Raw genomic sequence first — 26,058 nt, forward strand, 5'->3', positions numbered from 1 at the left:
TGTATGGGAATTCAAAAAGAACATCATCAGATGCTTACTCAGTTTACGACAGAATATGATCTGCAACCAATTGCAAAACATTTATCAACTATTATCAAAGAATCTTTGGCGAGTGTTTCATCAAGTAAATGTCGTCAAGGAACGATTCTAGTACCAACGTTTGTCATTTGGTTTGTAATTCTCTCCACTATCCGTCGTGATTTAAGTTATTTAGGAATAATGGATTGGATGATATCAGGATTGAGGTGGTTATCCTGTTGTCTACCAAAACAACTTATTTCTGAAGGTGCTATGAGTCATGCCAGAGTTCGTATAGGATTAACAGTTTTTCAACTAATATTTAAAAAACTCACTTCTAGTTTGACAACATTGAAATATGACTTTCATAAATGGACTACAGTAATATTTGATGGTTCCACAGGTACGACACCTGATACTGAAAGTAATCGTGATAAATTTGGGAAGTCTAAATGTGGTCGAGGAGAAAGTGCTTTTCCCATGCTGAGAATAGTCACATTAATATCAGCATCAACACGCCTGATCCTAGATTTTACCTATGGTTCGAGCCAAGGTAAAGGAACTGGTGAAAGGACTTTAATGACTAAATTACTGGCACAATTTAACCAGAAAAACTTATTATTTTTATTAGATGCTGGTTTATATTCCTTTGCAACTATTTTTAGTATTCGTACAAAAGAATGCGACTTTTTACTTAGGGTAGCTTCTAATGTTAAACTACCTGTTATCTCTGATTCTCGTTTGCCAGATGGATACATGGCTAGATATCCAGATGGAAGTTATTTATCAGAAATTAATGGCAAAATTCTCAATTTAGAAAAATCTACAGAATCGCATAAACAATGGAATCAGGAAAGTATCATTGTCCGAGTTATTGAATATCAAATTCCTGGTTTTCTCCCTCGTCGTTTAGTTACTAGTATTATTGACCCTAATATTTCTGCCAAAGAATTAATTATTCACTATCATTGCAGATGGGAGGTGGAAATTAGTTTCTGTGAAATAAAAACACATCAATGTGCTACGCTCAAAGGACAAATGCCCACTATTTTTCGGAGCAAAACATCTGAATTAGTCGAACAAGAACTTTATGCTATGTTAATTGCTTATAATCTACTCCGCGATTTAATTTACCAATCTGCTAACGAATATAATAAAAATCCTTTACTCCTTAGTTTTCTTGAATCTTTGCAACTAGTTATAGATTTAGTACAACTCATCAGCCATTCATCCTTAAAATTACGAGAAATTCAACATCAATATTTATTATCATTAATTTCCCAGTCTGAAATTGATCGCCCCCGACGAAAACGTATTAATCCCCGTGTTGTCAAAATTAAAATGTCCAAATTCAAGCGCAAAAACTCTTCCCATAAATCTGAAATCAGAGATATAGAAAAAGACTTGAAAATCCTTCCCCCACAAGCAGTTTGACAATTTCATTCACGGGTATTGGATTTAAATTTATTGCATCTGTATTTATAATCAAATTGACAACATTTGTTAATTCAGCCTGTTGCTTGTGATTAGAAACTTTGAGTTGTGCCAGTTCCTGTTCTCTAGTTGAAATTACCTCATTTAATCGCTCAACTTCTGACGTTAATGGTGCAATTGTTTTTTCTAATTCTGAGTTGACAACTTTTGCGGCTTGCTTAGAAAATGTGTTATTCCAACTGTTTTGAGTGGCTTGTTCTAGTCCCTTTTCTAAATCAGCTATTCGTTGCTCTAATTGCTGGTTTGTGACTTGAAGATGTTGAACTGCGGCTAACTGTCTTTCTGTTTCAATTAACTGCTGAACTAATTTTTCCTTGTCTTGTGTCATTTTTTGAGCGTGTTGTTGAGCAGCTTTTAATTCTACTCCGGCAGCTTGAAGAGCCGCTTCACGAATTTCGATAAATTTACCCAGTTCTGCTTCCGCTTTTTCTCTTTCGCGTTGTGCTAAAGCTTCAGCAATTTTTTGTTCTACCTGTTGTGTAGTAAAAGTCTCTTGTAAGCGAGTTGTTCTACTCTGAGCCTGGTTTGGTACTATTTCCAATTGAATTTGTTCTGGTTTCAATAACTCTTTTGACAACGACCCTTGGGCAACCACAGAGTCCAAAAGTACCCACCAGCATTCATTGCCATTTACTTCCCACTTGGCGGTAATAATCCCTTTGTAACCATTCCAGATTCCATGATCAACAATGACAATTCGCATCCCAGGTGCAAATTCGGGCGTATCTACTTGTTCGTTACTCGCAGCAGCAACAGTAGTGGAATTAGTTGTTTTTGAACTGGCTTTTGGACTTGTTCCAGTCTTTTCTGCTGTTGCCTTGACTTGTGCGGCTGTTTTCTTGCCAGAATTGACCAGTTCTTTGACAAGGTGATCAGCCACTTTAGTCAGTTGGCTAAGGGCAGCAACACTCCAGTTCTGGACTTTTTCTCGCACTAAACGTTGGATTCGCTCTGGCAGTTGCTCAAACCAAGCGTAAATTTTCATGGCTGAGGAGGCAATATAGCGAGATGCGCCAAAATCATTACTCAATAGCCAGGTGTTAAAAACCTGTTTACCATTTGGGCAAAAAGCGATGCAATTGTAGTAAATATCTTGCAATGCTTGACCACTAGCGAGTAAGCCATCAAAAGTCTGACGGACAAAGCCGATAAAGTTAGCTAGGGTAGTTTTGGCTTTGTTTTGCAGTTCGGGGTCTGTAAATTGGTTGTAATCGAAGTTGTAGTTGAGAGCAAAGGGCGCAACTGCATCAGCTTGTTTGTCAATGTATTGTTCTAATTCTTGCTGTGCAGTTACTGGAATTTCTGCTAGAGCTACCCTAAAACCTTGATATTGTGTCATCATAATCTTGACCTCGAAATATTAGGTCTATTTGTGAAAGGGCGATCGCATATTCTTGCCGGAATCGGGTGATCGCCTTTTTGCTTTTTATATTATAGCGATTAACTATTTAATTGTCTAATGGTTATAATGGCTGTAACTATAAACGACAATAGAAACGAAAGACTTTTAAATGACAGCATCCTTAATGAATCATAACGTTCCCCCAAAATTTACTAAACGAAGTGACAGAAAAGCTGTGCAGCAGTTGAAAGTCAAACTTCGTTGTCGCTTACAGGATTTAATTGATGCCCAAGATTTGACCAGATCGGCGCTGGCTGAGGCGACTGGGCTAACTCCTACTGCTGTTAGGGGATTGTGTGATAACTCTGCAAAGCGTTATGATGTTGATACTTTAGCAGTTCTGTGTGATTTCTTCGGCTGTGGAATGGGTGAATTGTTTGAGGTAATTCCAAAAGAGCGGCAATAGCGAATAAAGTAGCATTTCCAAGCTTTATTTTGGCTACACATAGCGATGAAAGCGGCGACTTGGGGTAGGGAAATTTTTTGGCAAATGAGAATCCAACAGAAACTAAGTATTTTTGTTACTAAATATATTGACCTTTCTAGTTATTGGACAGAAGACAAAAACATATCTTTCAAAAAGCTAAGGAAATGACTGGATTAGATAACAGAAACCTGTCATCTGCCAAAAAGGGACAATTGGATCGTGGACATTTTGAAACTCTGTTTAAACTCAGGGATTTAGCTTCTGAACTTGCGGGTAAACCCCTAACTCTAGAAGAGATTTTTAGTAAAGAGTGATGGGCTAAATATCGAAAATTTTGCAACCATTCCCCAAATAAAAACCTGTATTTGAATAAATTTCTTTTCTTAAATCAGATGAATGAACTATTTTCTATCATTCCCGACAAAATCCGAGATAAACTACCACTGACGGCAGATAAAAAACAACTACTTCAACAACAAACCATTAGTCAACATACCCCAGGCACAATTTTAAAAGATTTTCAAACTATTTTAGAATTTCTCCAACCTGATGGCGTTGAAGTTAGTAACACTCATCACCAATTCTCCCTTAAATACCTGCAACAGCTTAACTCTCTATTAAGTTCTCCCATAGATATTAATTTTAAACGTCCTGTCCAAAAATCTTACCCCTATATTCACGGTCTTTATTTCCTTCTCCGCGCTTCTGGACTATCTCAACTAATTACCAAAGGTAAAAAGAGCAAATTAGTTTTAGACCCAAAATTTCTGCAAATTTGGCAGAATTTTAACCCCACAGAACAATATTTTACACTATTAGAATCTTGGTTAGTTTGGGGAGATAATAAACTATTAGGCAACGAAAGAGATATGTTTGACCAAGCATATCTGTGTTTATTCTTTTGGGAAGATATGCCAGAAGCAGGATTAAAATTTAATAGTTATTTAGAACAAGATAAATTAGGTTATTTTCCTGGATTCCATAATCTCGCTCTTTTGCATTTATTTGGTTTAATTGAACTAACATCAGGACAACCACAACCCGCTAAAGGCTGGCGTTTTACTGATGTTAAACCTTTGCCTTTGGGTAATGCAATTATGGCTATATTAACAGAAAGCCGTACAAATATCCAAATAGAAGATTATGCCAAATTTCGGTTAGATTTTCGGATAGCTTTTGAGACTTTAAAACCTTATTTTCAACCCTATTTTCCCGAATGGTCACAAACTTTAGTGATTGCAGAAGGCGGTTTTACTGAAGGTACTTATATATTTAAAGTTACTTTACAGGATACTTGGCGACGCATTGCTATTCCTAGTTACTTAAATTTAGATGAAGTAGCTACAGCAATTGCCGAAGCCTTTGATTTTGACCCTCGACATCTGTACACATTTATCTACCAAGACCGCACAGGCAGAATTCTTGAATTTGACCATCCTGAACTTGAATCTAACCCCGATACCAGCGATTTTCGCTTAGGTGATTTATCCCTAGAAATAGAAAATCATTTACAATTTATCTTTGATTTACGGAATGAATGGGAATTTGATTTATATCTAGAAAAAATTGACCCCGATCATGGGGAGATACAAGAATCGCAAGTTTTAGAATCTCATGGTCAACCACCAGAACAAGAAGAAGAATATATAGTATGTTTTATAGAAGATGAATGGACGATAGAGTTGAAAAAACCTGATGATGATTAAAGTTAAGGTTATTTAAAGTTAAATAGATTAGTCAAAAAATGATTTTAAAATAAATAGTCGGACAAAATTAAATTCACTCATTTAGAGAGGGAACAGGGAACGGGAAACAGAAAAATCAGTTACAGCACTTCCCGGTGTTATGAGGTACAAGAACCCCACCCCAACCCCCTCCCCGCAAGCGATGAGGGGGCTAAGATGTACCTCATAAGAGCGGAAACCGCTGTATGTAATTAATTCTGTCTCATTACTTATAACTTTTTCATGGTTGTACCATAATTTAAGCAAACAATGTCCACTGCACCAAACCCGACTTCCCCACAAATTAATGCTTCTGTTCCCCAAGAAACCATTACGGGAGTAGTAGAACGCCTCACTTTTTATTCCGAGGAGTCCGGTTACACAGTGGCACGCTTAACTCGCTCTAGTATCAAAGATTTAACAACCATTGTCGGCAGTTTTGCCAATATTCAACCAGGGCAGACACTACAACTAACGGGTTTTTGGCGGGAACATCCCCAATATGGACCACAATTTCAAGTAATTAATTATAAAGAAACCAAACCAGCTACACTTACTGGTATTGAAAAGTATTTGGGCAGTGGATTAATTAAAGGTGTGGGACCCGTCACAGCAAAACGAATTGTTGCCCACTTTGGAACAGAAACTCTGGAAATCATTGAAAATCACATTGATCGTTTAATTGAAGTTAATGGTATTGCTAAAAAACGCATCAAGTTGATACAAACCGCCTGGGAAACTCAAAAGGCTATCAAAGAAGTGATGGTATTTCTGCAAGGACATGGTGTTTCTACTATCTATGCAGTCAAGATTTATAAACAGTATGGCGATAAAGCGATCGCTATTGTCACCAATAACCCCTACCAATTAGCTACTGATATCTATGGTATTGGTTTTCTCACTGCTGATAAAATAGCCCGTAATTTAGGAGTTGCACCTGATTCTCAGTTTAGATATTGTGCCGGACTTGTTCATGCTTTGAGTGAAGCCGCTGAAGATGGTCATTGCTACTTACCACAACCAGAACTGATTGAGTCCGTAATTAAACTGCTGACTACTGAATCTCATCAGCCCACAGAACAGGCAATAACTCAAACTATCACAAACATGGCCTTGAAAGATGAGTTAATTAGAGAAAAGGATGGTGATATATTACTTTGCTACAAACCTACTTATTTTCATACTGAACAAAACCTTGCCCAACTGATACATCAGCGTTTGAGTCAGCCTGTTACTACTGACATTCCTCGCGTTCGAGCATGGACGGAAAGATTTACACAAAGTCAAAAAATTGAACTTTCCCAACAGCAACAGGAAGCTGTAGAAATGGCTGCTTACTCGCAGATCATGATTCTTACAGGGGGTCCAGGTGTTGGTAAAACTTTCACTACCCATACCATAGTCAGTTTATGGAAGGCGATGGGTAAATCCATTGCTTTAGCTGCACCAACTGGAAGGGCAGCACAACGTTTGGCGGAAATGACTGGTTTAGAAGCAAAGACCATACATCGTTTATTGGAATTTGACCCCAAAACAAGGGGTTTTAAATCTGACAACGATAATCCGTTACCTCAAACAGCAATTATTGTTGATGAAGCCAGTATGTTAGATTTATTTTTAGCATACGCCTTAGTCAAAGCAGTCTCAGCCGGCGCACAACTTTTATTGGTGGGAGATATTGACCAGTTACCATCAGTGGGACCAGGTAGTGTCCTTGCTGACCTAATACATTCTGGTAGAGTCCCAGTGATACGACTAACTCAGGTATTCCGTCAAGCTCAACAGAGTGCAATTATTACCGCAGCCCACGAAATTAACCGGGGGCAGTATCCCACCATCGAACCAATCAGTAATTCCCCAGTTTCCGACTGTTTGTGGCATGGAGGGGGATTTCAGCCAGAACATGGGGTGCAAACAATTTGTGAATTAATTACAGACTTGATCCCAAAATTAGGATTTAACCCCGCTACGGATGTCCAAGTGCTTTGTCCGATGTCAAGGGGATTAGTGGGTACTCGCAATCTGAATACGGTATTGCAAGAATTAATTAACCCTAAAAGTCCCGATAAGGTAGAGATTACCAGGGGTGGGATGACATTACGGGTAGGTGACAGAATAATTCAGCAGACTAACGATTATCAAAGAGAAGTATTTAATGGTGATTTAGGAATTATCACGGATATTGACACTGTTGAACAAGAAATAAATGTGAAGTATGGCGAACGTTCTGTAGTTTATGATTATGCTGACCTCAATGAAATTACTTTAGCTTGGAGTGTTTCTATACATAAATCCCAAGGTTCTGAATATCCGGTGGTGATTTTGCCTTTTTATATGCAGCACTATATGATGCTTACTCGTAATCTACTTTATACAGGTTTAACCCGTGCTAAAAAGTTAGCAATTGTAATTGGGGCAAAAAAAGCTATATCTTTGGCTGTGCGTTCTACTAATGATATGCGACGATATACACGGTTACAACAAAGATTGGTATTGTGAATAAATTAAATCCATGTAATGTTAGGAGAGAGTATAAATGTCTATAAACGAATAATGATATGCAACGATATACACGGTTACAGCAAAGGTTGGTATTGTGAATAAATTAAATCCACATAATATTAGGAGAGAGTACAAATGTCTATAAACGAACGTAAAGTAGTAAGAATCTCTGAATTAAAAACAATTTCTATTCAGTTTCCTAAAGATGTTTATATGTTAGCTGTATGGGTACTTGCGAATGATTTAGCTTACTCTAAGCAACATTCAGGCACTCGTCGAACAACAATTCATGGTTTATCAAGTAACCTATCTTATTTGACACGAATTAACTTACAATCCATTAAATCTCAATTTGCTGCTGCTGGTTTTTCTGATGAAGCTACTATTGAACCAGATGATAATAACCATCCTCATGATATTTTCCAATTAATCACTGGGGAAGATGAAAAAAAATCACAAAAATACTGATATAGTAAATGTTTAAATCTGGAGGATAAAATCATGGAATTTACTGGAACTTGGCATATTTATGAAATGTCGAACTGGGATGATGAATATTTTAATATGGAAGTACAGGCTTATATTGAAATTGATGAACAAGGAAATGGGGAGTTTCAGTTTGGATTGGTTACTGGATATATTGATGGGGATATTGTTAAAGATGGCAATGCTAACAAATTAGAATTTACTTGGGAGGGCAATGATGAAAATGATGAGGCTTCTGGTAGTGGTTGGTTAAAATTGAAAGACGAAAATGAACTGGAAGGAAAAATCAAATTTCATCAAGGTGATAGTTCTACATTGTTAGCAAAACGGGCTTAATTATCTAAATCACAAGACATTATGAGTGACTTTGACAAAGAAGTAGCCAAAATCCAAAAGTATAATCAACCGATTCTGGAGGGTTTTTACACATGGTTACAACAAGCTGGTCTTTCCCGTAAGACAATAAAACAGCATCTTGGTAATATTCACTTTTTTGCTGACTATCTTTTTTACTATGAACCATTTAAAAAAATTGATGAAGCTGATGATCAAGATGTTTCTTCTTTTCTATTAGATTATTTCCCACGTAAAGCAATGTGGGCATCTGAAAGCAGCACTAAATCTTACATGACTTCTTTCAAAAAGTTTTTCTCTTATATGGTGGAAACCCAGAAAATTAGTCCTGAGATAGAAGCTGAAGTTAAAGAAACTATCAAAGAAGGTAAACAGGACTTTCTTGATGCTGTGAGTGAGTAATTACCAAGATGCCAAAAGCCAACAGTTTTGAAGAACAATATCCCCACATTAACCGTTTTGTAGAAGAACGCGGTTGGATAGAAATAGGAGAAAGTGAATATATTGATTCTTTTGTCAGAGCTTATGATTATGGTGGAACAGTTTATGAAGGGAAAAGCAGTTATTCCACTATGGAACTTGCATTACAGGACTTAGATAAACACATCAAAGCCTATTTTGAAGATTTGGGAATCTAAATGATAGCATTATTTAGCAACATTCCCTGAAGAAAACCTTATGAAGTGGGCAATTGTCGTTGATATTCAATTCTAATGTAAGGTCTATTCGGTGTTACAAATGGCAGACGAGAAATTTCTGTTAATCCCCATTTTTTAAACTGACTCAGTTCAAATTCAGATAATAACCAAGGTGGTCCATCTGGTTCAGCTTCTGTTTCTCGAAAACCTGTAATTACTAAGAGAGTTCCCCCGATTGCAACCGTAGAAGAAACTGACTCAATAGCTAGAGAACGGACGTTTAATGGTAGTGCTTGAATGTTTCTACATTCATAAACTAAATCAAAAGTTTGATGCCATTGACTAGGAATTGCTAATAGGTCTGCAACTGTATAATTAACAGATGAGTTAGGGAATCTTTCCTGACACCAATTAACAGCAGTGGGTGAGATATCAAAGGCTGTGACGCGATATTGTTTTTGTGCTAAAGCTTCTGCATCGTCTCCTAAACCACAACCAATGACTAAGGCTGAAGATTTTTCTTGACTGGGGTGATGGATATGTAACCACTCTTGTAAATAGTCATGGGGGGTCAATTTTGCCCAAGGAACTTGATTTACATCACCAAGAGATTCTGAATAGACAATTTCAAACCAAGATGATGGGTTTCCTTCGGCGAACTGCTTGCAGCAGCGCTTCGCTATCGCTTGGTTAGCTAATTCTTGAATTTTCTGTTGTATGGGTTGTTGTTCAGTCATTTTAGGTAATTTTAAATTTATCAACAGTTTCCCGACTACCTAAATCTCTATAATTTATGTATAGTCAATATTTCAAAGACCATTACCTTCGGATCACTACGCTCTGTCTCTTGGTGTCAAATAAATACTAAACCCCTAAACATAGCAGTCATAGCAGGTTTACATATTTTATACTCCATTGCAAGTAAGCTGTGTCAATTAGCACTACTAAGAGTAAATACTAGGTTATATTGGTTTGTTAATTTATCAAAAGTTTACATAGTCAGATTTTACCTTCCTGGACTATATTTGTGGAAATATTACAGTTTTTATCATAGAAGTAAAAATTGTCACTTTTTATAATAAAGTTGCATTTGCTTGATTAAATGGCTTTATACTAAACAGTAATATTGATAGTCATTAATATAACATAAACCGGCAGGTAGTTAAGAAGTATCCTTTCTACCTGGTTTACATTGCTAACTTTGCCAACACAGCGAAACGATGACAGATACTTTAACCCCCACCCCCGGTTCTATAGTCAGTTGCCGCAGTCGGCAATGGGTAGTGCTGCCAGATGAAAATCAAGACCTGATTCGTCTCCGTCCTCTCAGTGGTCACGAAGAGGAAATGGTAGGGATTTATCGGCAGTTAAATTTAGAAAATCTAGCACCTGCAACCTTTCCCCTGCCTACTGCTGACAGTATTAAAGACCACACAGCAGCCGTGTTATTGATGGATGCAGCCCGGCATCTGTTACGGAGTGGGGCGGGTCCTTTTCGCTGCTTGGGTCGGTTGTCATTGCGTCCTCGTCCTTATCAGCTAGTTCCTTTGTTGATGGCACTGCGATTAGAAACAGTGAGATTATTGATTGCTGATGATGTGGGTATTGGTAAAACCATTGAAGCTGGTTTAATTGCCCGTGAGTTGTTAGATAGAGGCGAAGTGAAACGGATAGCGGTTTTATGTCCTCCTCACTTATGTGAGCAATGGCAGCAAGAATTAAGAGAAAAATTCCATATTGATGCGGTGGTGATCCGTTCGGGTACGGCTTCTAAATTAGAACGAGCAATACCTAACGGTTCTCATGTATTTAGTTACTATCGCCATATTATTGTCAGCCTCGACTATGCTAAAGCAGAACGCCGTAAAGCTAGTTTTATTACCCACTGTCCAGATTTTGTCATTGTAGATGAAGCACATACTTGTACCCGTTCTGGCAGTAAAGGTACATCCCAACAGCAACGACATCAATTAATTCAGCAGATTGCCCAAAAACAAAACCGCCATTTATTATTGCTTTCGGCTACTCCCCATAGTGGCATTGAAGAATCTTTCCTGTCATTGTTAGGGTTACTCCAGCCAGAGTTTGAAAATTTAACGTTGGACAAACTGACAGAACCAGAACGAGATACATTAGCCAGTCATTTTATCCAACGACGACGGGCAGATGTGAAACTATGGTTAGGGAATGAAACGCCGTTTCCTGAACGCAAGTCAGACGAAGAACCTTACAAGTTATCTAAGGAATATAAACAGCTTTTTGAAGAAGTTTATAACTTTGCACGAGGGTTAGTAAAAACTACTACCGCAGAAATGAGTCATGCCCAACGCCGGGGACGTTATTGGTCAGCATTGGCATTAATTCGTTGTGTCATGTCTTCTCCGGCTGCGGCGATCGCCACCTTAAACCGTAACTTAACAAGCAAGGAGTCAGGGAATAAGGAGGAGTTGGAAATTACGAATTACGAATTACGTTCGCGTAGCGTAGCCATAGGAAATATTACGAATTACGAATTACGAATTACGAATTACGAATTACGAATTACGAATTACGAATTAGATGAAGATTTGATGAGTTCCTATGTTTATGATCCCACAGACCAGGAACAAGCTGTAGATGCTGCTCCCACTGTGGTAATAGAACAGGGAAAGCAAAGTTATGGGGATGCAGATAAACGCAAGTTGCGGACTTTTATCCAAGCTGCGGCAGAGTTACAGGGGAATAAAGACCAAAAGTTACAAACTTGTATTAATTATATTCAATCCCTACTGGCAAATAATTACAACCCGATTATCTGGTGTCGCTACATTGCTACAGCTAATTATGTGGCAAATGCCTTGAAACAGAAATTAGAAAAGAAAAGTGGACAAATTCGGGTGATTGCCATTACTGGGGAACAGTCGGAAGATGAACGAGAAATTAGGCTGCAAGAATTAAAGTCCTATCCTCAAAGAGTGCTGGTTGCTACTGACTGTTTGAGTGAAGGGGTAAATTTACAGTCCCATTTTAGTGCGGTGATTCACTATGATTTACCTTGGAATCCTAACAGATTAGAACAACGAGAAGGACGCATTGACCGCTATGGACAGGTAGCAACCCAGGTAAAAAGTTGTTTACTCTATGGTCAGGATAATCCCGTAGATGGGGCAGTTTTAGAAGTGTTAATTCGTAAAGCAGTGCAAATACATAAAACATTGGGTATTACTGTTCCTGTCCCAATGGATAGCACTACTGTTTCTGAAGCGGTGTTTAAATCTTTATTTGATAAGAGTACGGACGCGCAGCAGTTGTCATTATTGGATTTATTAGATGAGGGAGAATCAGCCGTTGCACAGGTGCATAAACAATGGGATAAGGCTGTAGAACGGGAAAAAATCAGCCGGACTCGCTTTGCACAAAAGGCAATTAAACCCACAGAAGTAGAACAGGAATTGATGGAATCTGACCAAATTCTCGGTAGTGAAGAGGATGTATTCAGGTTTGTGAATAATGCTTGTGCAAAGTTAAATTGTGCCTTGATTGAGAAAAAACAAGGATGGTTATTACCGTCAATTCCTGATTTTTTAAAACCTACTTTAGGGACAGAAAAACGGTTAATTACTTTTACCACACCTGCACCGTTTGGGGTGGAATATGTGGGACGGAATCATCCTTTGGTGGAGGGTTTAGCGCGTCATATTTTAGAAGTAGCTTTGCTTAATTCTGAAAATGATTTAGTAGCTAGGTGCGGGTTTACAACTACGGATACTGTAACTAAACGAACGACTTTATTGTTGTTAAGATTGCGACATTTGTTGACACAAAAAGTTAGTAGTCGGGCTTTAGCTCAAGGTGGGGATACGCTCAAGCGTAATCATGAACTGTTAGGAGAAGAATGTGCTGTAGTGGGGTTTACCGGACCGCCCTCAAATCCGATGTGGTTAACACCGGAAGACGCAAAAGCATTGTTAGAACAAGCTAACCCGGTGGCTGATGCTCCTGCGGGACTGAAAAAACAGGAGGTAGAAGAGTTGTTGAATCGTTTAGATGAGTTGCAAACAGACTTAGAATTATTTGCCAAAGAGCGATCGCACTCCTTATCCCAATCCCATCAGCGTGTACGGGCAATTACTCAGGAGGGCAGGGTTCAGGTAATACCACAGTTACCGATGGATTTGTTAGGGGTGTATATCTTGCAACCGGGGGTAATTCGTAATTCGTAATTCGTAATTCGTAATTTGGAATTTGGAATTTGGAATTTGGAATTTGGAATTTGGAATTTAAGAAAGAAGCAAGGGAGGATGTTAAAGGTGACAAACACAAATGCAAATGTAAATGTCAAAAGCAACAATCATATCACAATTACAGATAGGACAAAACAATTTGCAATTAGGATAATCAAAGCTTGTTGCTTTCTTGATGAAAAACCAGGAATTTATCGGACACTTTCTAAACAGTTATTGCGGTCTGGTACTTCTGTAGGCGCAAATGTTAGAGAAGCTCAATCTGCTCAATCTGATAAAGACTTCATTCATAAATTAGAAATAGCCCTGAAAGAAGCCAGAGAAACTCAATACTGGTTAGAAATTTTGATAGAATCAGAATTAGTAGATAAACCAAAATTTACCTTACTTCTCCAAGAAGCTAACGAAATTGGAAAAATCTTAGTCGCTTCTACCAAAAAACTTAAAGACAAATAATTACGAATTACGAATTACGAATTACGAATTAAAACTATGATTGGCGTACAATTTGAAGGCAACTTACTCGCAGCAGATATTACTACCGAACTATTAACAGGTAATATCAAAGGACAAACACCGGCGGATTTTGGGTTATCGAAAACTGATAAACTTGAAGATGAAATTGCGATCGCTTGGGGTGATGCAAAAGCCTATTGGGCATCTTTTCAACGCCAATTAAATAGGCTGGATGCGGAAGATACAGCCACCAGTATCACCCGTGAAATGGCTGTACTGCTGTTAAAAAGTCTGGGATATACTCCCATATATACCGCTAAAGCCGAAGTCGTAGAAGGGCAAACCTACGCCATTTCCCACCGCGCTGTATCACCATCCGACTCTTCAATTACGAATTACGAATTACGAATTACGAATTACGAATTACCAATTACGAATTATCCCCCCATTCATATTATTGGTTGTCGTCTGGATATTGATAAACGTCCTCCCAGTGGCACACCCCGGTTATCAGCACATGGGTTAGTACAGGAATATCTTAACAAGACAGAGCATCTTTGGGCGATCGCAACTAATGGTTTTCGCTGGCGGTTATTACGCGACTCTTCTCTAATGACTCGCCTTACTTATATCGAATTTGACCTAGAGCAGATTCTCAACGGTGAGAACTTTGCCGAATTTGGTCTATTTTATCGGCTTTTCCACCGTTCCCGTTTACCAGAAACTGCGGATGATGCGGATAAATGCCTATTGGAATATTACCATCAAGAGAGTTTACAGCAAGGGGGAAGAGTCCGGGATAGACTGCGCGACGGGGTAGAAAAAGCTTTGATACAGCTAGGAAACGGCTTTATTCAACATCGTGATAGTGAAAATCTCTGCCAAAAATACTCCGATAATTACGAATTACGAATTACGAATTACGAATTACGAATTAATTTATTACCGTCAATTATTGCGGTTAATTTATCGCCTATTATTCTTAATGGTGGCTGAATCTCGCAACTTATTATTAATTGGAGAAGATACAGAAAAAGCGAGAATTTATCTTGAATATTACAGTATTGAAAGATTAAGAGAATTAGCAGAACGTCCTCGCTATCGTCGGGAAGGATTTCAAGATATTTGGCAAGGTTTACGGGTGACATTTAAGTTATTTGATGAAAATTGGCGCGGACAAATATTAGGTTTATCGCCTTTAAACGGTGATTTATTTGGTTCGCAAACCTTGACAGATTTAGATAATTGTGGTATTGATAATTATGATTTATTAACTGCCATTCGTTGTTTATCCTTGTATGAGGATAAAGGTCAAACACGCCGGGTAAATTATGCGGCTTTGGATGTGGAAGAATTGGGAAGTGTCTATGAAAGTTTATTAGATTTTCACCCCCAAATTAAACAAAATCAAGGCATATATGAATTTAATTTAGTATTTGGAAGTGATAGAAAAACCACAGGTTCTTATTACACACCTCCCCAACTTGTCCAACAGTTAATTAAGACAGCATTAGAACCAGTTATTGAGGAGAAATTACGCCAAGCTGAACAAAAAACTAGCAATTCTAATAATTACGAATTACAAACTACGAATTCCAAATTCCAAATTCCAAATTACGAATTACGAATTACGAATTACGAATTATCCCTATTAAGCATAAAAGTCATAGACCCCGCTTGTGGTTCTGGACATTTTTTATTAGCAGCAGCAAGACGCATAGGAAAGGAATTAGCGAAAGTAAGAACAGGGGAATCTCAACCAGCACCAGAACCTTTACGTCAAGCGGTGCGTGATGTGATTCAAAATTGTATTTATGGGGTAGATTTGAACCCTTTAGCGGTTGATTTGTGTAAGGTGGCTTTATGGATTGAAGGTTTTGCGACTGGTAAACCTTTGAACTTTTTAGATCATCGGATAAAATGCGGTAATTCTCTCGTTGGTGTTTTGGATTTAGATTGTTTAGATGCAGGTATTCCTGATGATGCTTTTAAAGCGGTGACGGGTGATGACAAGAAGTTAGCGACTGATTTTAAGAAGCGGAATAAGAAAGAACGGGAAAACCAAGGACAATTATCTATTTTTGAAACTGCTGCTGATGATAATTACATCTTTGCGAAATTATGGCAAGAATTAGCGGACTTTTCCGAAAATACACCCCAGGAAGTTAAGGAAAAAGAGAGAAAATATCAAGATAATCTTTTAGATAATCATTGGTGGTTAAAAAAAGCAGCTTGTAATTTATGGACTGCGGCATTTTTCATGTATTTAACTGAACATAATTTACAACTTTTACCAACTACAGCAACTATAGATAGGTTAAAACGGGAAACTGTCCAAAAGGTTCTTAATTCAGATTCTAATTACGAATTACGAATTACGAATTACGAATTACGAATTACGAATTACGAATTACAAGGGTTAATTGATGCTGCGAATAAGTTAGCACAGGAAAAGAATTTCTTTCATTGGCCTTTAGAATTCCCCGAAGTTTTCAACCCTCAACCCGAAAATTCAAGTAATTACGAATTACGAATTACGAATTACGAATTACCGAAAGGTTTTGATTGTGTTTTAGGTAATCCTCCTTGGGAAATATTACAAATTGCTGAAAAGGAGTTTTTCGCCTCTCGCAGTTTAGAAATTGCGAACGCACAAAATAAAGCAGCGCGGGAAAAGTTGATTAAGGAATTACCAAAGCAAAATCCAGGGTTAGCACGGGCTTTTGAAGATGCTAAACATGATGCGGAAGCACAAAATAAGTTTATTCGGGAAGCCGGAAGATTTCCTTTAACTGCGGTGGGGAAAATTAATACTTATTCTGTGTTTGCGGAAACTGCGAGAAGTTTGATTAGTGGTCATGGTAGAGTTGGGGTAATTGTTCCTACAGGTATCGCAACTGATGATACTTGTAAAAGGTTTTTTGGTGATTTAATTCAAAAGCAGAATTTAGCAAGTTTGTATGATTTTGAAAATAGAGAAGGGTTATTTATTGGTATAGATAGACAAATAAAATTTTCTTTACTTGCTATGACTTGTAAACCAATTAAACGTGGTAATTTTGCATTTTTCCTGACTCAACCTAAACAATTAGAAAATCAAACACGGTTATTTCAACTTTCACCTCAAGATATTGCATTAATTAATCCTAATACCCTCACCTGTCCAGTTTTTAGAAGTAGCAAAGATGCAGAATTAACTAAAAAGATATATAAAAATGTGCCAGTTCTAGAAAATGAGAAAACCGGAATTAACCCTTGGGGTATTTCATTTATGCAAGGTTTATTTAATATGTCTAGTGATAGCGAGTTATTTTACAATGAACCTGGTGATAATTTAGTACCATTATATGAAGCGAAAATGTTTCATCAATTTGATCACCGTTGGGCGACTTATACAGATAATGGTGATACTCGTGATTTAACAGATGATGAAAAAAGCGATTTATCTTTTACTGTTAAATCTCGTTATTGGGTAGACAAAAAGGAAGTTGAAAATAAGTTAAGTGATAATTGGGATAAGAATTGGTTGTTAGGTTTTAGACGTATTACGAAAACAGTCAATGAACATACTGCTATTTTTAGTTTATTGCCTAAAATCGCACTTGGTGATAGTGTATTTATGATGATTCCAACAGCAAAAAAAACAGATTTAATAACTTGTTTATATGGATGTTTAAATAGTTTAGTTTTTGATTTTGTTACTCGTCAAAAAATAGGAGGTACAAATTTAAACTTTTTCATAATCAAACAACTTCCAGTTATTCCCCCAGAAAAATACACACAAGAAGACATAGAATATATCGCCCCCCGCGTCCTCGAATTAGTGTACACATCCTGGGATATGCAACCCTTCGCGCAAGACATGGGATACAACGGAGAACCTTTTATTTGGAATCCCAATAAACGCGCCTTAATTCGAGCCGAATTAGACGCATATTACGCCAAACTTTACCAACTCACCCGCGATGAACTACGATATATATTAGATCCTGCTGAAGTCTATGGTGCAGATTTTCCCAGTGAAACATTTAGAGTATTAAAGAACAATGAAATCAAACAATTTGGGGAATATAGAACCCAAAGATTAGTATTAGAAGCGTGGGATAATTCGTAATTCGTAATTCGTAATTCGTAATTCGTAATTCGTAATTCGTAATTATTAATTGTCTGAATCAGGATAACCAGGATTAGAGGATGTACAGGATGAAATTTGGATATTTTCGGTGTGTGTTTGATAATTATTAATTGTCTGAATCAGGATAACCAGGATGTAAGGATGTACAGGATGTAAGTGTTTTATTGTCTATGAAAAATAGAGATTTGGGGATGATGTTTAATAAATGAAACGTAAAGTTTTATACTATCTGCTTTCATTAGTCATTGGTTGACTATGAGGATAATTGTATTTTATAATCTGAAATATCCACCAATAAATTATCAATAACATCCTGAAAATCCTCAAATCCTGGACATCCTGATATGGCTTGCGCCACGCTTCGCTATCAGACAATTTTTAAGTTTAGTAAAAATAGGAGAAACAAAAATGACATTTAAAGAAGAACTCGTTGCAGAAATTGAAACCATGACAGAAGCAGAAATAGCAGAATTGCTAAAGATGGTAAAAAACATGAAAATGAAAAAAGCAAAACCTCCTCAACGTCTAGGTTCAGGTAAGTCAATTTTACGCCATGCTGGTAAATGGCAGGGTGATGATCTTAAAGATTGTTTACAAGCAGTTTATGATTCCCGTGGAGTAGCGGAATTTTAGTAAAATCAATAATTCAATTAATTAAATAATCTAAATATAGAGTTTTATGTATTTACTTGATACTAACCATTGTAGTGCTTTAATTTTTGGTGATTCTCTCATTATAGATCATGCGAAAAGTGCTGGAGAATCTAATTTAGCTATTTCGGTAGTAACTGAAGGAGAATTACTATATATGGCCGAAAATTCTCAAAAAATAGCAGATAATTTGCGGATCATAGAAGATTTTATAGCAGATATTTCTATTTATGATATAAATGATAGCGTCAGCCATATTTATGCAAAACTGAAAGCAAAAATTATGGATAAATTTGCACCAAAGGAAAGAAATAAACGCCGGAAAACAAAAATTACTGATTTGGGTATTGGTGAAAATGATTTATGGATTGCTGCTACTGCTATAGAAAATAATTTAATTGTAGTTTCTCGTGATAGCGATTTTCAAAAAATTAAACAAGCATGGGATTTTTCTTTAGAAAATTGGCATATAAATGAGTAAATAAAGAATTGTCAGAATCAGGATATCCAGGATTAAAGGATGTACAGGATGTAATTTACTAATTATCAATTACCTATTTTGTCTGATAGCGAAGCGTGGCGCAAGCCATATCAGGATATCCAGGATTAAAGGATGTACAGGATGTAAGTGTTTTATTGTCTATAAAAAATAGAGATTTTGGCATGAAATTTAAAAAATAAATGTAAAGAATTTTATATTATCTGCTTTTATTAGTTGCCTATGAGAATAACGGTATTTTATAATCTTAAATATTCACCAATAATTTATCAATAACATCCTGTAAATCCTTAAATCCTTAAATCCTGGAAATCCTGATTCAGACAATGAAAATCCCAGTCAAACTACAAGAACTAATCCCACAACCAGAAACAGCAATATTATCAATTAGTTCCCTCATGGGACAAAAATTAGCATTAGTTGATTGTACAAACGTTGCTGAACTCACCCCCGAACAACTAAACCTAATTTTCACCCATATTCCCCCAACATGGGATTATCAAGAACTCACAGAAATCTTTAATCCTAACACCCTCACAGAAACCTTTGCTATCCAACTTTGTGAATATATAGATCATCGTTTAGGACGTACCCCAAAATCTTCTGTAATTACCAATTACCAATCATCAATTCCCGATTCTCTCGATATATTTAACTTTCGTAATGAAATTATTGGCGACTATCGCCGCTATATAGAAAGCTTCTTAAAAATCCGTGATACTAAAGTTAGAGAATTCGTTAATCAAGAACTTGAAAAAGGACAACTGTGGACAAATCCCCTCGTCCAACTTAACCCCAAATATCGCCCTGGTGCTACAGTTACCGAATTAGTAAATAGCGGTATTTTACATCCTGAATGTACTCAATACTTCTCTAAAAACGGCAAACCCTTTCACTTCCATTATCACCAACAACAAGCATTTGAAACCGCCGAAAAACAAGAACCTTATGTATTAACAACCGGTACAGGTTCTGGGAAAAGTATGACTTATGTAGTCCCCATTTTTAACGACTTACTCCGTCATCCAGAAATTCAAGGAGTCAGGGCAATATTAGTATATCCCATGAACGCCCTGATTAACTCCCAAGAAGAAGAAATCAAGAAATTTCTCAATAACGTTTCTAACACCCATATTCGCGTTGCTAAATACACAGGACAAGAAAGTTTAACCACAAAAACAGAAATTCAAAATAACCCACCCCACATATTATTAACTAACTATGTGATGCTGGAATTAATGCTTTCCCGCACCCATGAAGAAAAACTTGTTGCTTCTCCAGAATTAAAATTTTTAGTATTAGATGAACTCCATACCTATCGCGGTAGACAAGGTGCAGACGTAGCCATTTTAATTAGAAAACTCCGCCAACGTTGTGGACAAAAATTATTATGTATTGGGACAAGTGCTACCATGTCCACAGAAGGAACACGCACAGAACGCCGTCAAGTAGTAGCAGATGTTGCGAGTAAATTATTTGGTGTCGAAATTAAACCCCATAACGTCATAGATGAAACTTTAGAACGTTCTATAAAACTGACTGAACCGACGATAAAAGAACTGCGAGAAAGCATTGAACAAGGTTTACCACCAGAGATAGAACAAACATTAGAAAACTTCCAAAACCATCCTCTGAGTTACTGGATAGAAATGACCTTTGGTTTAGAAGATAAACAAGGTCATCTTGTCCGACGTACACCCATAAGTTTAGAAACAGGTGCAGAAATATTGGCTAGTAGTTGCACTTTAACACCAGAAGATGAGAATGCAGTAAAACAAAACTATGAACAATATCTCAATGTCCTTAAACAAATGTTCCTCTGGGGAAGCACAACCAAAGGATTAGCATTTCGACTCCATCAATTTATTTCTCAAGGTGGTAGTGTTTACGCCACTATCGAAACTCCAGAAAAACGGTTTCTCACCTTAGAAGGACAATATACCACCACAGAAAACCGTTTACTTTATCCTCTCGTCTTTTGTCGAGAATGCGGACAAGATTATTATGTAGCCAACTACAATAACGACAAACAAATAGTCCTTCCCCAACTTCCCACAGCATTAGATATGAGTCCTGAATATGCTGATATTCAAGCAGGTTATTTAACCTTAGATGAACCTGAACTTTGGGACTCTTATAAAGATGAAGAAAGACTTCCTGACTCCTGGTTTACAGAAACTAAAAAGAAAGGAAGAGTTCCTAAAAAAGACTTTGCTAAATTCATTCCCCAAAAATTACAAATTCTCCCCAACGGGAAAATTACAACCTCAATTTTACAGGGAACAACCTGTTGGTTTATCCCTAGACCATTTCGTGTTTGTCTCAACTGTGGAGTTGTCCACGACGGTAACAAAAACGAATTTACCAAACTCTCCCGCTTGAGTAGTGAAGGACGCAGTACCGCTACAACCCTGCTGTGTTTATCCACTGTCAGCCGTCTCAAACAAGTTTTCACAGGCGAAAAAGCCCAAGCCGCCAAAATTCTCAGTTTCACCGATAACCGCCAGGATGCCTCATTACAAGCGGGACATTTTAACGACTTCGTACAAACCAGTTTTTTACGGGCTGCTTTATTAGGTGCATTACAAACCAAAGGACAACTCACCCACAGCGAGTTAGTCAGCGAAGTTATCAAACAAATGGGACTAAAACAAGCAGCTTACGCCAAAGAAGTAGCAGAGTTTGGTAGAGGAAAACAGCGCAATGAAGAGGCATTTCGCAAACTCATAGAATATCGTCTTTACGAAGATTTGCGCCGGGGGTGGCGCATTGTCCAACCTAATTTAGAACAATGCGGACTGCTGATCATCGAATATGATGGTTTAAAAGATATCTGCGCGGAAACTGCCCTGTGGCAAAAACACCGTCACCCAGTCTTATTACAAGCTACCCCCGAAGAAAGGTTTATTGCTACCCAAGCGTTATTAAATCATTTGCGGCGAGAATTAGCCGTTGATGCCAAATTAATCCAATTTGAACAAAAAGACTCCCTCCTCAGAGATGTTTTTCAAGCCATTAAAGAACCTTGGGTATTTGATGAAAATGAACAGTTACATTTTGCAGAATGGGCAATCACAGACAGTAATACCAATAAAAAAGCGAAAGTAAAACTCACCAGCAGAAGTAAAATTGGTAGATTTTTACGTTCTCCCAAAGCTTGGTCACTCAGAAGTGAACTGTTAACAGAAGCAGAGTACAGTAATTTAATTGTTACCTTAATTAATGTCTTGTCAGATGCCGGTTATCTATGTCAGGATAACCCCGGAATTCAACTCAGAATTGATTCCCTAGTTTGGAAAGCTACCAAATTAAGCGAAATCCCCTCAGACCCCCTGGCATCTAAGCGGTTACAGGGTCAGGAAGACGCAAAAAGACCTGTTAACAGCTTCTTTCAAGAATTTTATCAAAGCAATGCCCAAAAAATTCAAACAATGGAAGGGCGAGAACATACAGGACAAGTCAAAACCAAAAAACGTCAAGAAAGAGAAGAGATGTTTAGAAAGGGAGAATTAGCCAGTTTGTTCTGTTCCCCGACAATGGAATTAGGAATTGATATTTCTGACCTCAGCGTTGTCCATTTGCGGAACGTTCCCCCCAGTCCGGCTAACTATGCCCAACGCAGTGGCCGGGCTGGACGGAGTGGACAAGAAGCATTAGTTATTACCTATGCGGCCATTGGTAGTGGACATGATCAATATTTCTTTAAACGTCAAGAACAGATGGTAGCTGGGGCGGTTGCACCACCCAAACTAGAATTAGCCAACCAAGATTTAGTCCAATCTCACGTATATTCTATCTGGCTGGCACATACGGGAGTTTACTTAGATGACTCCATGAACAAAATTCTCGATTTAGATGTTGATGGTTATCCCCTCAAAGACAGCATTCGTCAACAATTGATACTGAGTCCGGCTAAGTTAGCATCATGTCTGCAAGCCACTCAATCAATACTTGCAGATACTTTCTGCCAAGCTGATTTACAAAAAGCCTCTTGGTATTCTGTGAATTGGCTACAATTTACCATAGAGAATGCACTGAACAAATTGGATAGAAAATGCGATCGCTGGCGGGAACTATACCGTGAAGCCGTGATCCAATTAGAGAAAGCCCGCAACATCATAGACCGTCATGCTAGAGGCTATGTCAGCCAAGAAGAAAATGACATTGCCAAAGCCCAGGAACGAGAAGCATTAAGACAAAGAAGCTTATTAGTCGGACTCAACCAAGGTAAAAGTAATAGCGAATTTGAATTTTATCCCTACCGCTACTTCGCTGCTGAAGGATTTTTACCAGGGTTTAACTTCCCCCGCTTACCTGTGAGGGCTTATATTCCCACTAATGACGGTGGTGAATTTATCTCCCGTCCTCGTGTTGTCGCTTTACGGGAATTTGCACCCAGTAATATTATTTACTATGAAGGTAGTAAATTCATGGTGTCAAAAACCAAAATTCCTGTCGGCGGAATTGATAGCCAGTACCAACGAGTAAAATGTTGTTTTAACTGCGGTTATTTCCATACAGATAATTTGAGTCGTGATACTTGTGAAAACTGCGGTACACAGTTCAAACCAGATGCCTATCAAAATCTTTCTGAACTAAGTCGTGTTCTCGCAATGGATACCGCCCTCACTCGCAGAAGAGAAAGGATCACCTGCGACGAAGAAGAAAGACTTAAATACGGTTATAACATCACTACCCATTTCCGCTATGCCGCCCAAAAACAAGAATCTGCTACAGTTTTAGCAGCAGATCATACACCACTATTCAAATTAACCTATGGTAGTACAGCCACCTTATGGCGGATTAATCGGGGACTGAAGAAAAACACCGAAGAAAGAGGTTTTAAATTAGATATCAAAACAGGACTTTGGGGAGATTTAAAAACAAATTTATCACCAACCAACTTACCTGCCGAAACTTTACATACTGAAGTTAATTTAATGGTAGATGACACTTGTAATATTCTCGTCATTGAACCCTTGAGTGTTCCCCAAGACAATAAAGAAGCCTTTATTGCCACACTCCAATACATCCTAGAAACAGCAATTCAAGCAGTTTATAAATTAGAACCAGATGAACTAGACTCAGAACGATTAGGAGAAGGAAAATATCTTTTATTTTGGGAAGCATCAGAAGGTGGTGCAGGAGTTTTATCTCAACTACTCCAACAACCAAATGCTTTTCAAAAAATCGCCAATGCAGCCTTAGATATCTGTCATTTTAAAACACCTAAAGATAGCTGTGTCCAAGCTTGCTATGAATGCTTACTTTCCTACAGAAATCAATTTGACCATCCTTTGATTAATCGTCATCTGATTAAACCTTTACTCGATGATCTGCAAGCAAGTACAGTAGAAATATCCGGTGTATTTCGAGATGAAAAATATCAGGAACTATTCACACAAACAGATGCAAACTCTGATTTTGAACGAGAAGTTTTACAAGAGATTTACCAACGGGGTTATAAACTACCTGATACAGCCCAGGAATTAATTCCCGAAGCCAATTGTAAACCAGATTTTATTTATAAAGATGAAAAAACTGCTATTTTCTGTGATGGTTCAGTTCATGATAGTCCTGAACAGAAAAAGCAAGACCAAATTGAGAGAGATAATCTGAGATACAATGCTGGATATCAGATATTAACCCTGCGCTATGATGAAAATTGGCGGGAGAAATTGGAGGTTTTAGGGAGTTTATGAATTGATAATTGTTCAGAGGGAACAGGGAACGGGCAACACTATGGCTAACGCCACGCTTCGCTATCGACAAGCTCAGTGCATCGCAGGGAACAGAAAAAACTCATGTTTAAAAATATGAGATTGAAATAATGACACTGTTTTTTTTCGTACTACGCATCTTGTAAAAATATCCTTTTTTTTGACCGAAGCTCTAAACTCAGAACTAAAGTTTTTTATTTGTTACCTGTTACCTGTTACCTTCTTTTGTAATCCATTTAAATTGGTATAATATCAATTTAATATAAAATTGTATACAATTAGATTTCCAGAAAATAACCGCACATAAAGATGGATAAATTAATGGATTTAAAGATTCTGTAGAGCATCATATAAAATTGTTATAACAGCTTAATAGCCCAGATCAATCCATTCCCGTCCGGCTTTCTCGGCGGCTTCTGGACTGTAGTAAAGCTTGCGTTCTCCAAACACCTCACCACCAGCACTAATTAACCGGAACTGCCAACAATTCGAGTTTGTGTAGAATACCAACAAGGTAACATTTTCAATAATAGTAACTAAATGAACTTTAGTGGACATGATATATGGTTTTGGTTGTCTACCTTAATCAAAACACAGTCAGGTTAGAAAATCAGCCAAAAGGTAAGCGTTCCACCATCGGAATAACCACTCCTCAATTAATCCAAGCTGCTTGAAAAAATTCGCGTTCACAGAACATAGCATAACGATATGTTGAGTGAACTACAGACGAATTACTAGCATAATTGTCAACTAAACTTTCTAATTGTTGTGCCAACGGTTGAAACTCGACACTGCTGTAAGTGCGAATCCAATCCGAATACTGATGATTAGGAATACCATTAACCGCCAAACTGTTTCCCAAAAAAGCATACAGACGCATACAGGGGGACATTGCAGCAGCCGTTAAACCCACGTCTCCACCCCAAGCAGTAGCTAACAAAAAGTCAGTGTAGCGTCGGGTGGCAAATCCTGGTTCTAGATCACGCAAATTAACACCCCACTGAGTAGCATAAGCTTCATGCAGCTTGAGTTCTTCCATCACTCCACCAGCTAAATTATGAAAGGTAGTGAATCCTTGCCAGTCTGGTGCTTTAGCTGCGGCAATACTGTAAGCACGGGCAAAAGCTTCTAAGAAAAAAGCGTCTTGTCCTACATAATCAGCAAATTTCTCTTGCTTGAGTGTACCATTCCCAATCCCTTGGACAAAAGGATGCTCCAGACAAGCTTGGGCTAAATCTTGATTTTCCACCCATAATTCACTAGATAAATTCATCAGTTTCCTCACTTGTCAATTCCTCTGTTAACTTCAAATATCATATTCGCTTAACT

At 37.7% G+C, this 26,058-nt stretch carries 17 protein-coding genes and 1 pseudogene; 14 read left to right on the forward strand and 4 right to left on the reverse strand.

All coding sequences use genetic code 11. The features are described from left to right. The first annotated feature begins 3 nt into the window (after nucleotides 1-3). Nucleotides 4-1,452, forward strand: a complete 1,449-nt coding sequence (locus HGD76_RS24510) for an IS4 family transposase (protein ID WP_168694730.1) — start codon at nucleotides 4-6, stop codon at nucleotides 1,450-1,452. On the opposite strand, the gene HGD76_RS24515 is transcribed toward HGD76_RS24510, so the two are convergent. Next, complete coding sequence (locus HGD76_RS24515) at nucleotides 1,403-2,854, reverse strand: hypothetical protein (protein ID WP_233467297.1); 1,452 nt, start codon at nucleotides 2,852-2,854, stop codon at nucleotides 1,403-1,405. The two genes, HGD76_RS24510 and HGD76_RS24515, sit on opposite strands and share 50 nt — an antisense overlap. Before the next feature lie 169 nt (nucleotides 2,855-3,023). Here HGD76_RS24515 and HGD76_RS24520 point away from each other — a divergent pair, with 169 nt between their 5' ends. The 7 genes from HGD76_RS24520 to HGD76_RS24550 all read left to right on the forward strand — a co-directional run bounded on the left by HGD76_RS24520 (nucleotide 3,024) and on the right by HGD76_RS24550 (nucleotide 9,045). Further along, on the forward strand, nucleotides 3,024-3,320 hold the full coding sequence (locus HGD76_RS24520) for a helix-turn-helix domain-containing protein (RefSeq protein WP_168697574.1): 297 nt from the start codon (nucleotides 3,024-3,026) through the stop codon (nucleotides 3,318-3,320). Between the two features lie 413 nt (nucleotides 3,321-3,733). Then, entirely contained in the window at nucleotides 3,734-5,047 is a 1,314-nt protein-coding gene (locus HGD76_RS24525) for an IS1096 element passenger TnpR family protein (protein ID WP_168697575.1), read from the forward strand. 288 nt (nucleotides 5,048-5,335) lie between these two features. Continuing rightward, complete coding sequence (gene recD2, locus HGD76_RS24530) at nucleotides 5,336-7,564, forward strand: SF1B family DNA helicase RecD2 (protein WP_168697576.1); 2,229 nt, start codon at nucleotides 5,336-5,338, stop codon at nucleotides 7,562-7,564. A gap of 138 nt (nucleotides 7,565-7,702) precedes the next feature. Next, on the forward strand, nucleotides 7,703-8,035 hold the full coding sequence (locus HGD76_RS24535) for a hypothetical protein (RefSeq protein ID WP_168697577.1): 333 nt from the start codon (nucleotides 7,703-7,705) through the stop codon (nucleotides 8,033-8,035). Nucleotides 8,036-8,068: 33 nt separating this feature from the next. Further along, a complete protein-coding gene (locus tag HGD76_RS24540) occupies nucleotides 8,069-8,389 on the forward strand; it encodes a hypothetical protein (protein ID WP_168697578.1) in 321 nt (106 codons plus the stop codon). Between the two features lie 21 nt (nucleotides 8,390-8,410). Further along, nucleotides 8,411-8,809 (forward strand): site-specific integrase, encoded by a 399-nt coding sequence (locus HGD76_RS24545; RefSeq protein WP_168697579.1) that lies wholly within the window; start codon nucleotides 8,411-8,413, stop codon nucleotides 8,807-8,809. 8 nt (nucleotides 8,810-8,817) lie between these two features. Beyond that, nucleotides 8,818-9,045: a hypothetical protein gene (locus HGD76_RS24550; protein ID WP_168697580.1), complete on the forward strand. Its 228-nt coding sequence runs from the start codon at nucleotides 8,818-8,820 to the stop codon at nucleotides 9,043-9,045. A gap of 38 nt (nucleotides 9,046-9,083) precedes the next feature. On the opposite strand, the gene HGD76_RS24555 is transcribed toward HGD76_RS24550, so the two are convergent. Next, complete coding sequence (locus tag HGD76_RS24555; RefSeq protein ID WP_168697581.1) at nucleotides 9,084-9,782, reverse strand: class I SAM-dependent methyltransferase; 699 nt, start codon at nucleotides 9,780-9,782, stop codon at nucleotides 9,084-9,086. Between the two features lie 483 nt (nucleotides 9,783-10,265). On the opposite strand from HGD76_RS24555, the gene HGD76_RS24560 reads away from it, so the two are divergent. The 6 genes and pseudogenes from HGD76_RS24560 to HGD76_RS24585 all read left to right on the forward strand — a co-directional run bounded on the left by HGD76_RS24560 (nucleotide 10,266) and on the right by HGD76_RS24585 (nucleotide 24,711). Then, a complete protein-coding gene (locus HGD76_RS24560) occupies nucleotides 10,266-13,247 on the forward strand; it encodes a DUF8741 domain-containing protein (protein ID WP_168697582.1) in 2,982 nt (993 codons plus the stop codon). Nucleotides 13,248-13,325: 78 nt separating this feature from the next. Then, nucleotides 13,326-13,724, forward strand: a complete 399-nt coding sequence (locus HGD76_RS24565) for a four helix bundle protein (RefSeq protein ID WP_168697606.1) — start codon at nucleotides 13,326-13,328, stop codon at nucleotides 13,722-13,724. A 36-nt stretch (nucleotides 13,725-13,760) separates the two neighbouring features. Continuing rightward, nucleotides 13,761-17,838, forward strand: a pseudogene (locus tag HGD76_RS24570) (Eco57I restriction-modification methylase domain-containing protein). A gap of 429 nt (nucleotides 17,839-18,267) precedes the next feature. Further along, entirely contained in the window at nucleotides 18,268-18,492 is a 225-nt protein-coding gene (locus HGD76_RS24575; protein WP_168697583.1) for a hypothetical protein, read from the forward strand. Between the two features lie 46 nt (nucleotides 18,493-18,538). After that, nucleotides 18,539-18,991, forward strand: a complete 453-nt coding sequence (locus HGD76_RS24580; protein WP_168642899.1) for a type II toxin-antitoxin system VapC family toxin — start codon at nucleotides 18,539-18,541, stop codon at nucleotides 18,989-18,991. Nucleotides 18,992-19,335: 344 nt separating this feature from the next. After that, nucleotides 19,336-24,711, forward strand: coding sequence for a DEAD/DEAH box helicase family protein (locus tag HGD76_RS24585; RefSeq protein WP_168697584.1), 5,376 nt, complete (start codon nucleotides 19,336-19,338; stop codon nucleotides 24,709-24,711). Nucleotides 24,712-25,098: 387 nt separating this feature from the next. Here HGD76_RS24585 and HGD76_RS24590 read toward each other — a convergent pair whose 3' ends face one another. Both HGD76_RS24590 and HGD76_RS24595 read right to left on the reverse strand, forming a co-directional pair. Continuing rightward, complete coding sequence (locus HGD76_RS24590) at nucleotides 25,099-25,287, reverse strand: hypothetical protein (protein WP_168642901.1); 189 nt, start codon at nucleotides 25,285-25,287, stop codon at nucleotides 25,099-25,101. Between the two features lie 94 nt (nucleotides 25,288-25,381). Next, a complete protein-coding gene (locus tag HGD76_RS24595; RefSeq protein ID WP_168697585.1) occupies nucleotides 25,382-26,002 on the reverse strand; it encodes a TenA family protein in 621 nt (206 codons plus the stop codon). Nucleotides 26,003-26,058: the final 56 nt, after the last annotated feature.

This window comes from Dolichospermum flos-aquae CCAP 1403/13F (genome assembly GCF_012516395.1).
Classification (GTDB): Bacteria; Cyanobacteriota; Cyanobacteriia; order Cyanobacteriales; family Nostocaceae; genus Dolichospermum; species Dolichospermum lemmermannii.

What these genes read in the sequence shown, in the direction of transcription:
- HGD76_RS24525 (WP_168697575.1), top strand. Translation starts at nt 3,734, where the DNA reads ATGAATGAACTATTTTCTATCATTCCCGACAAAATCCGAGATAAACTA.
- HGD76_RS24540 (WP_168697578.1), top strand. Translation starts at nt 8,069, where the DNA reads ATGGAATTTACTGGAACTTGGCATATTTATGAAATGTCGAACTGGGAT.
- HGD76_RS24560 (WP_168697582.1), top strand. Translation starts at nt 10,266, where the DNA reads ATGACAGATACTTTAACCCCCACCCCCGGTTCTATAGTCAGTTGCCGC.
- HGD76_RS24590 (WP_168642901.1), bottom strand. Translation starts at nt 25,287, where the DNA reads ATGTCCACTAAAGTTCATTTAGTTACTATTATTGAAAATGTTACCTTG.
- HGD76_RS24585 (WP_168697584.1), top strand. Translation starts at nt 19,336, where the DNA reads ATGAAAATCCCAGTCAAACTACAAGAACTAATCCCACAACCAGAAACA.
- HGD76_RS24575 (WP_168697583.1), top strand. Translation starts at nt 18,268, where the DNA reads ATGACATTTAAAGAAGAACTCGTTGCAGAAATTGAAACCATGACAGAA.
- HGD76_RS24595 (WP_168697585.1), bottom strand. Translation starts at nt 26,002, where the DNA reads ATGAATTTATCTAGTGAATTATGGGTGGAAAATCAAGATTTAGCCCAA.
- HGD76_RS24580 (WP_168642899.1), top strand. Translation starts at nt 18,539, where the DNA reads ATGTATTTACTTGATACTAACCATTGTAGTGCTTTAATTTTTGGTGAT.
- HGD76_RS24555 (WP_168697581.1), bottom strand. Translation starts at nt 9,782, where the DNA reads ATGACTGAACAACAACCCATACAACAGAAAATTCAAGAATTAGCTAAC.
- recD2 (WP_168697576.1), top strand. Translation starts at nt 5,336, where the DNA reads ATGTCCACTGCACCAAACCCGACTTCCCCACAAATTAATGCTTCTGTT.
- HGD76_RS24565 (WP_168697606.1), top strand. Translation starts at nt 13,326, where the DNA reads ATGTTAAAGGTGACAAACACAAATGCAAATGTAAATGTCAAAAGCAAC.
- HGD76_RS24535 (WP_168697577.1), top strand. Translation starts at nt 7,703, where the DNA reads ATGTCTATAAACGAACGTAAAGTAGTAAGAATCTCTGAATTAAAAACA.
- HGD76_RS24545 (WP_168697579.1), top strand. Translation starts at nt 8,411, where the DNA reads ATGAGTGACTTTGACAAAGAAGTAGCCAAAATCCAAAAGTATAATCAA.
- HGD76_RS24550 (WP_168697580.1), top strand. Translation starts at nt 8,818, where the DNA reads ATGCCAAAAGCCAACAGTTTTGAAGAACAATATCCCCACATTAACCGT.
- HGD76_RS24510 (WP_168694730.1), top strand. Translation starts at nt 4, where the DNA reads ATGGGAATTCAAAAAGAACATCATCAGATGCTTACTCAGTTTACGACA.
- HGD76_RS24515 (WP_233467297.1), bottom strand. Translation starts at nt 2,854, where the DNA reads ATGATGACACAATATCAAGGTTTTAGGGTAGCTCTAGCAGAAATTCCA.
- HGD76_RS24520 (WP_168697574.1), top strand. Translation starts at nt 3,024, where the DNA reads ATGACAGCATCCTTAATGAATCATAACGTTCCCCCAAAATTTACTAAA.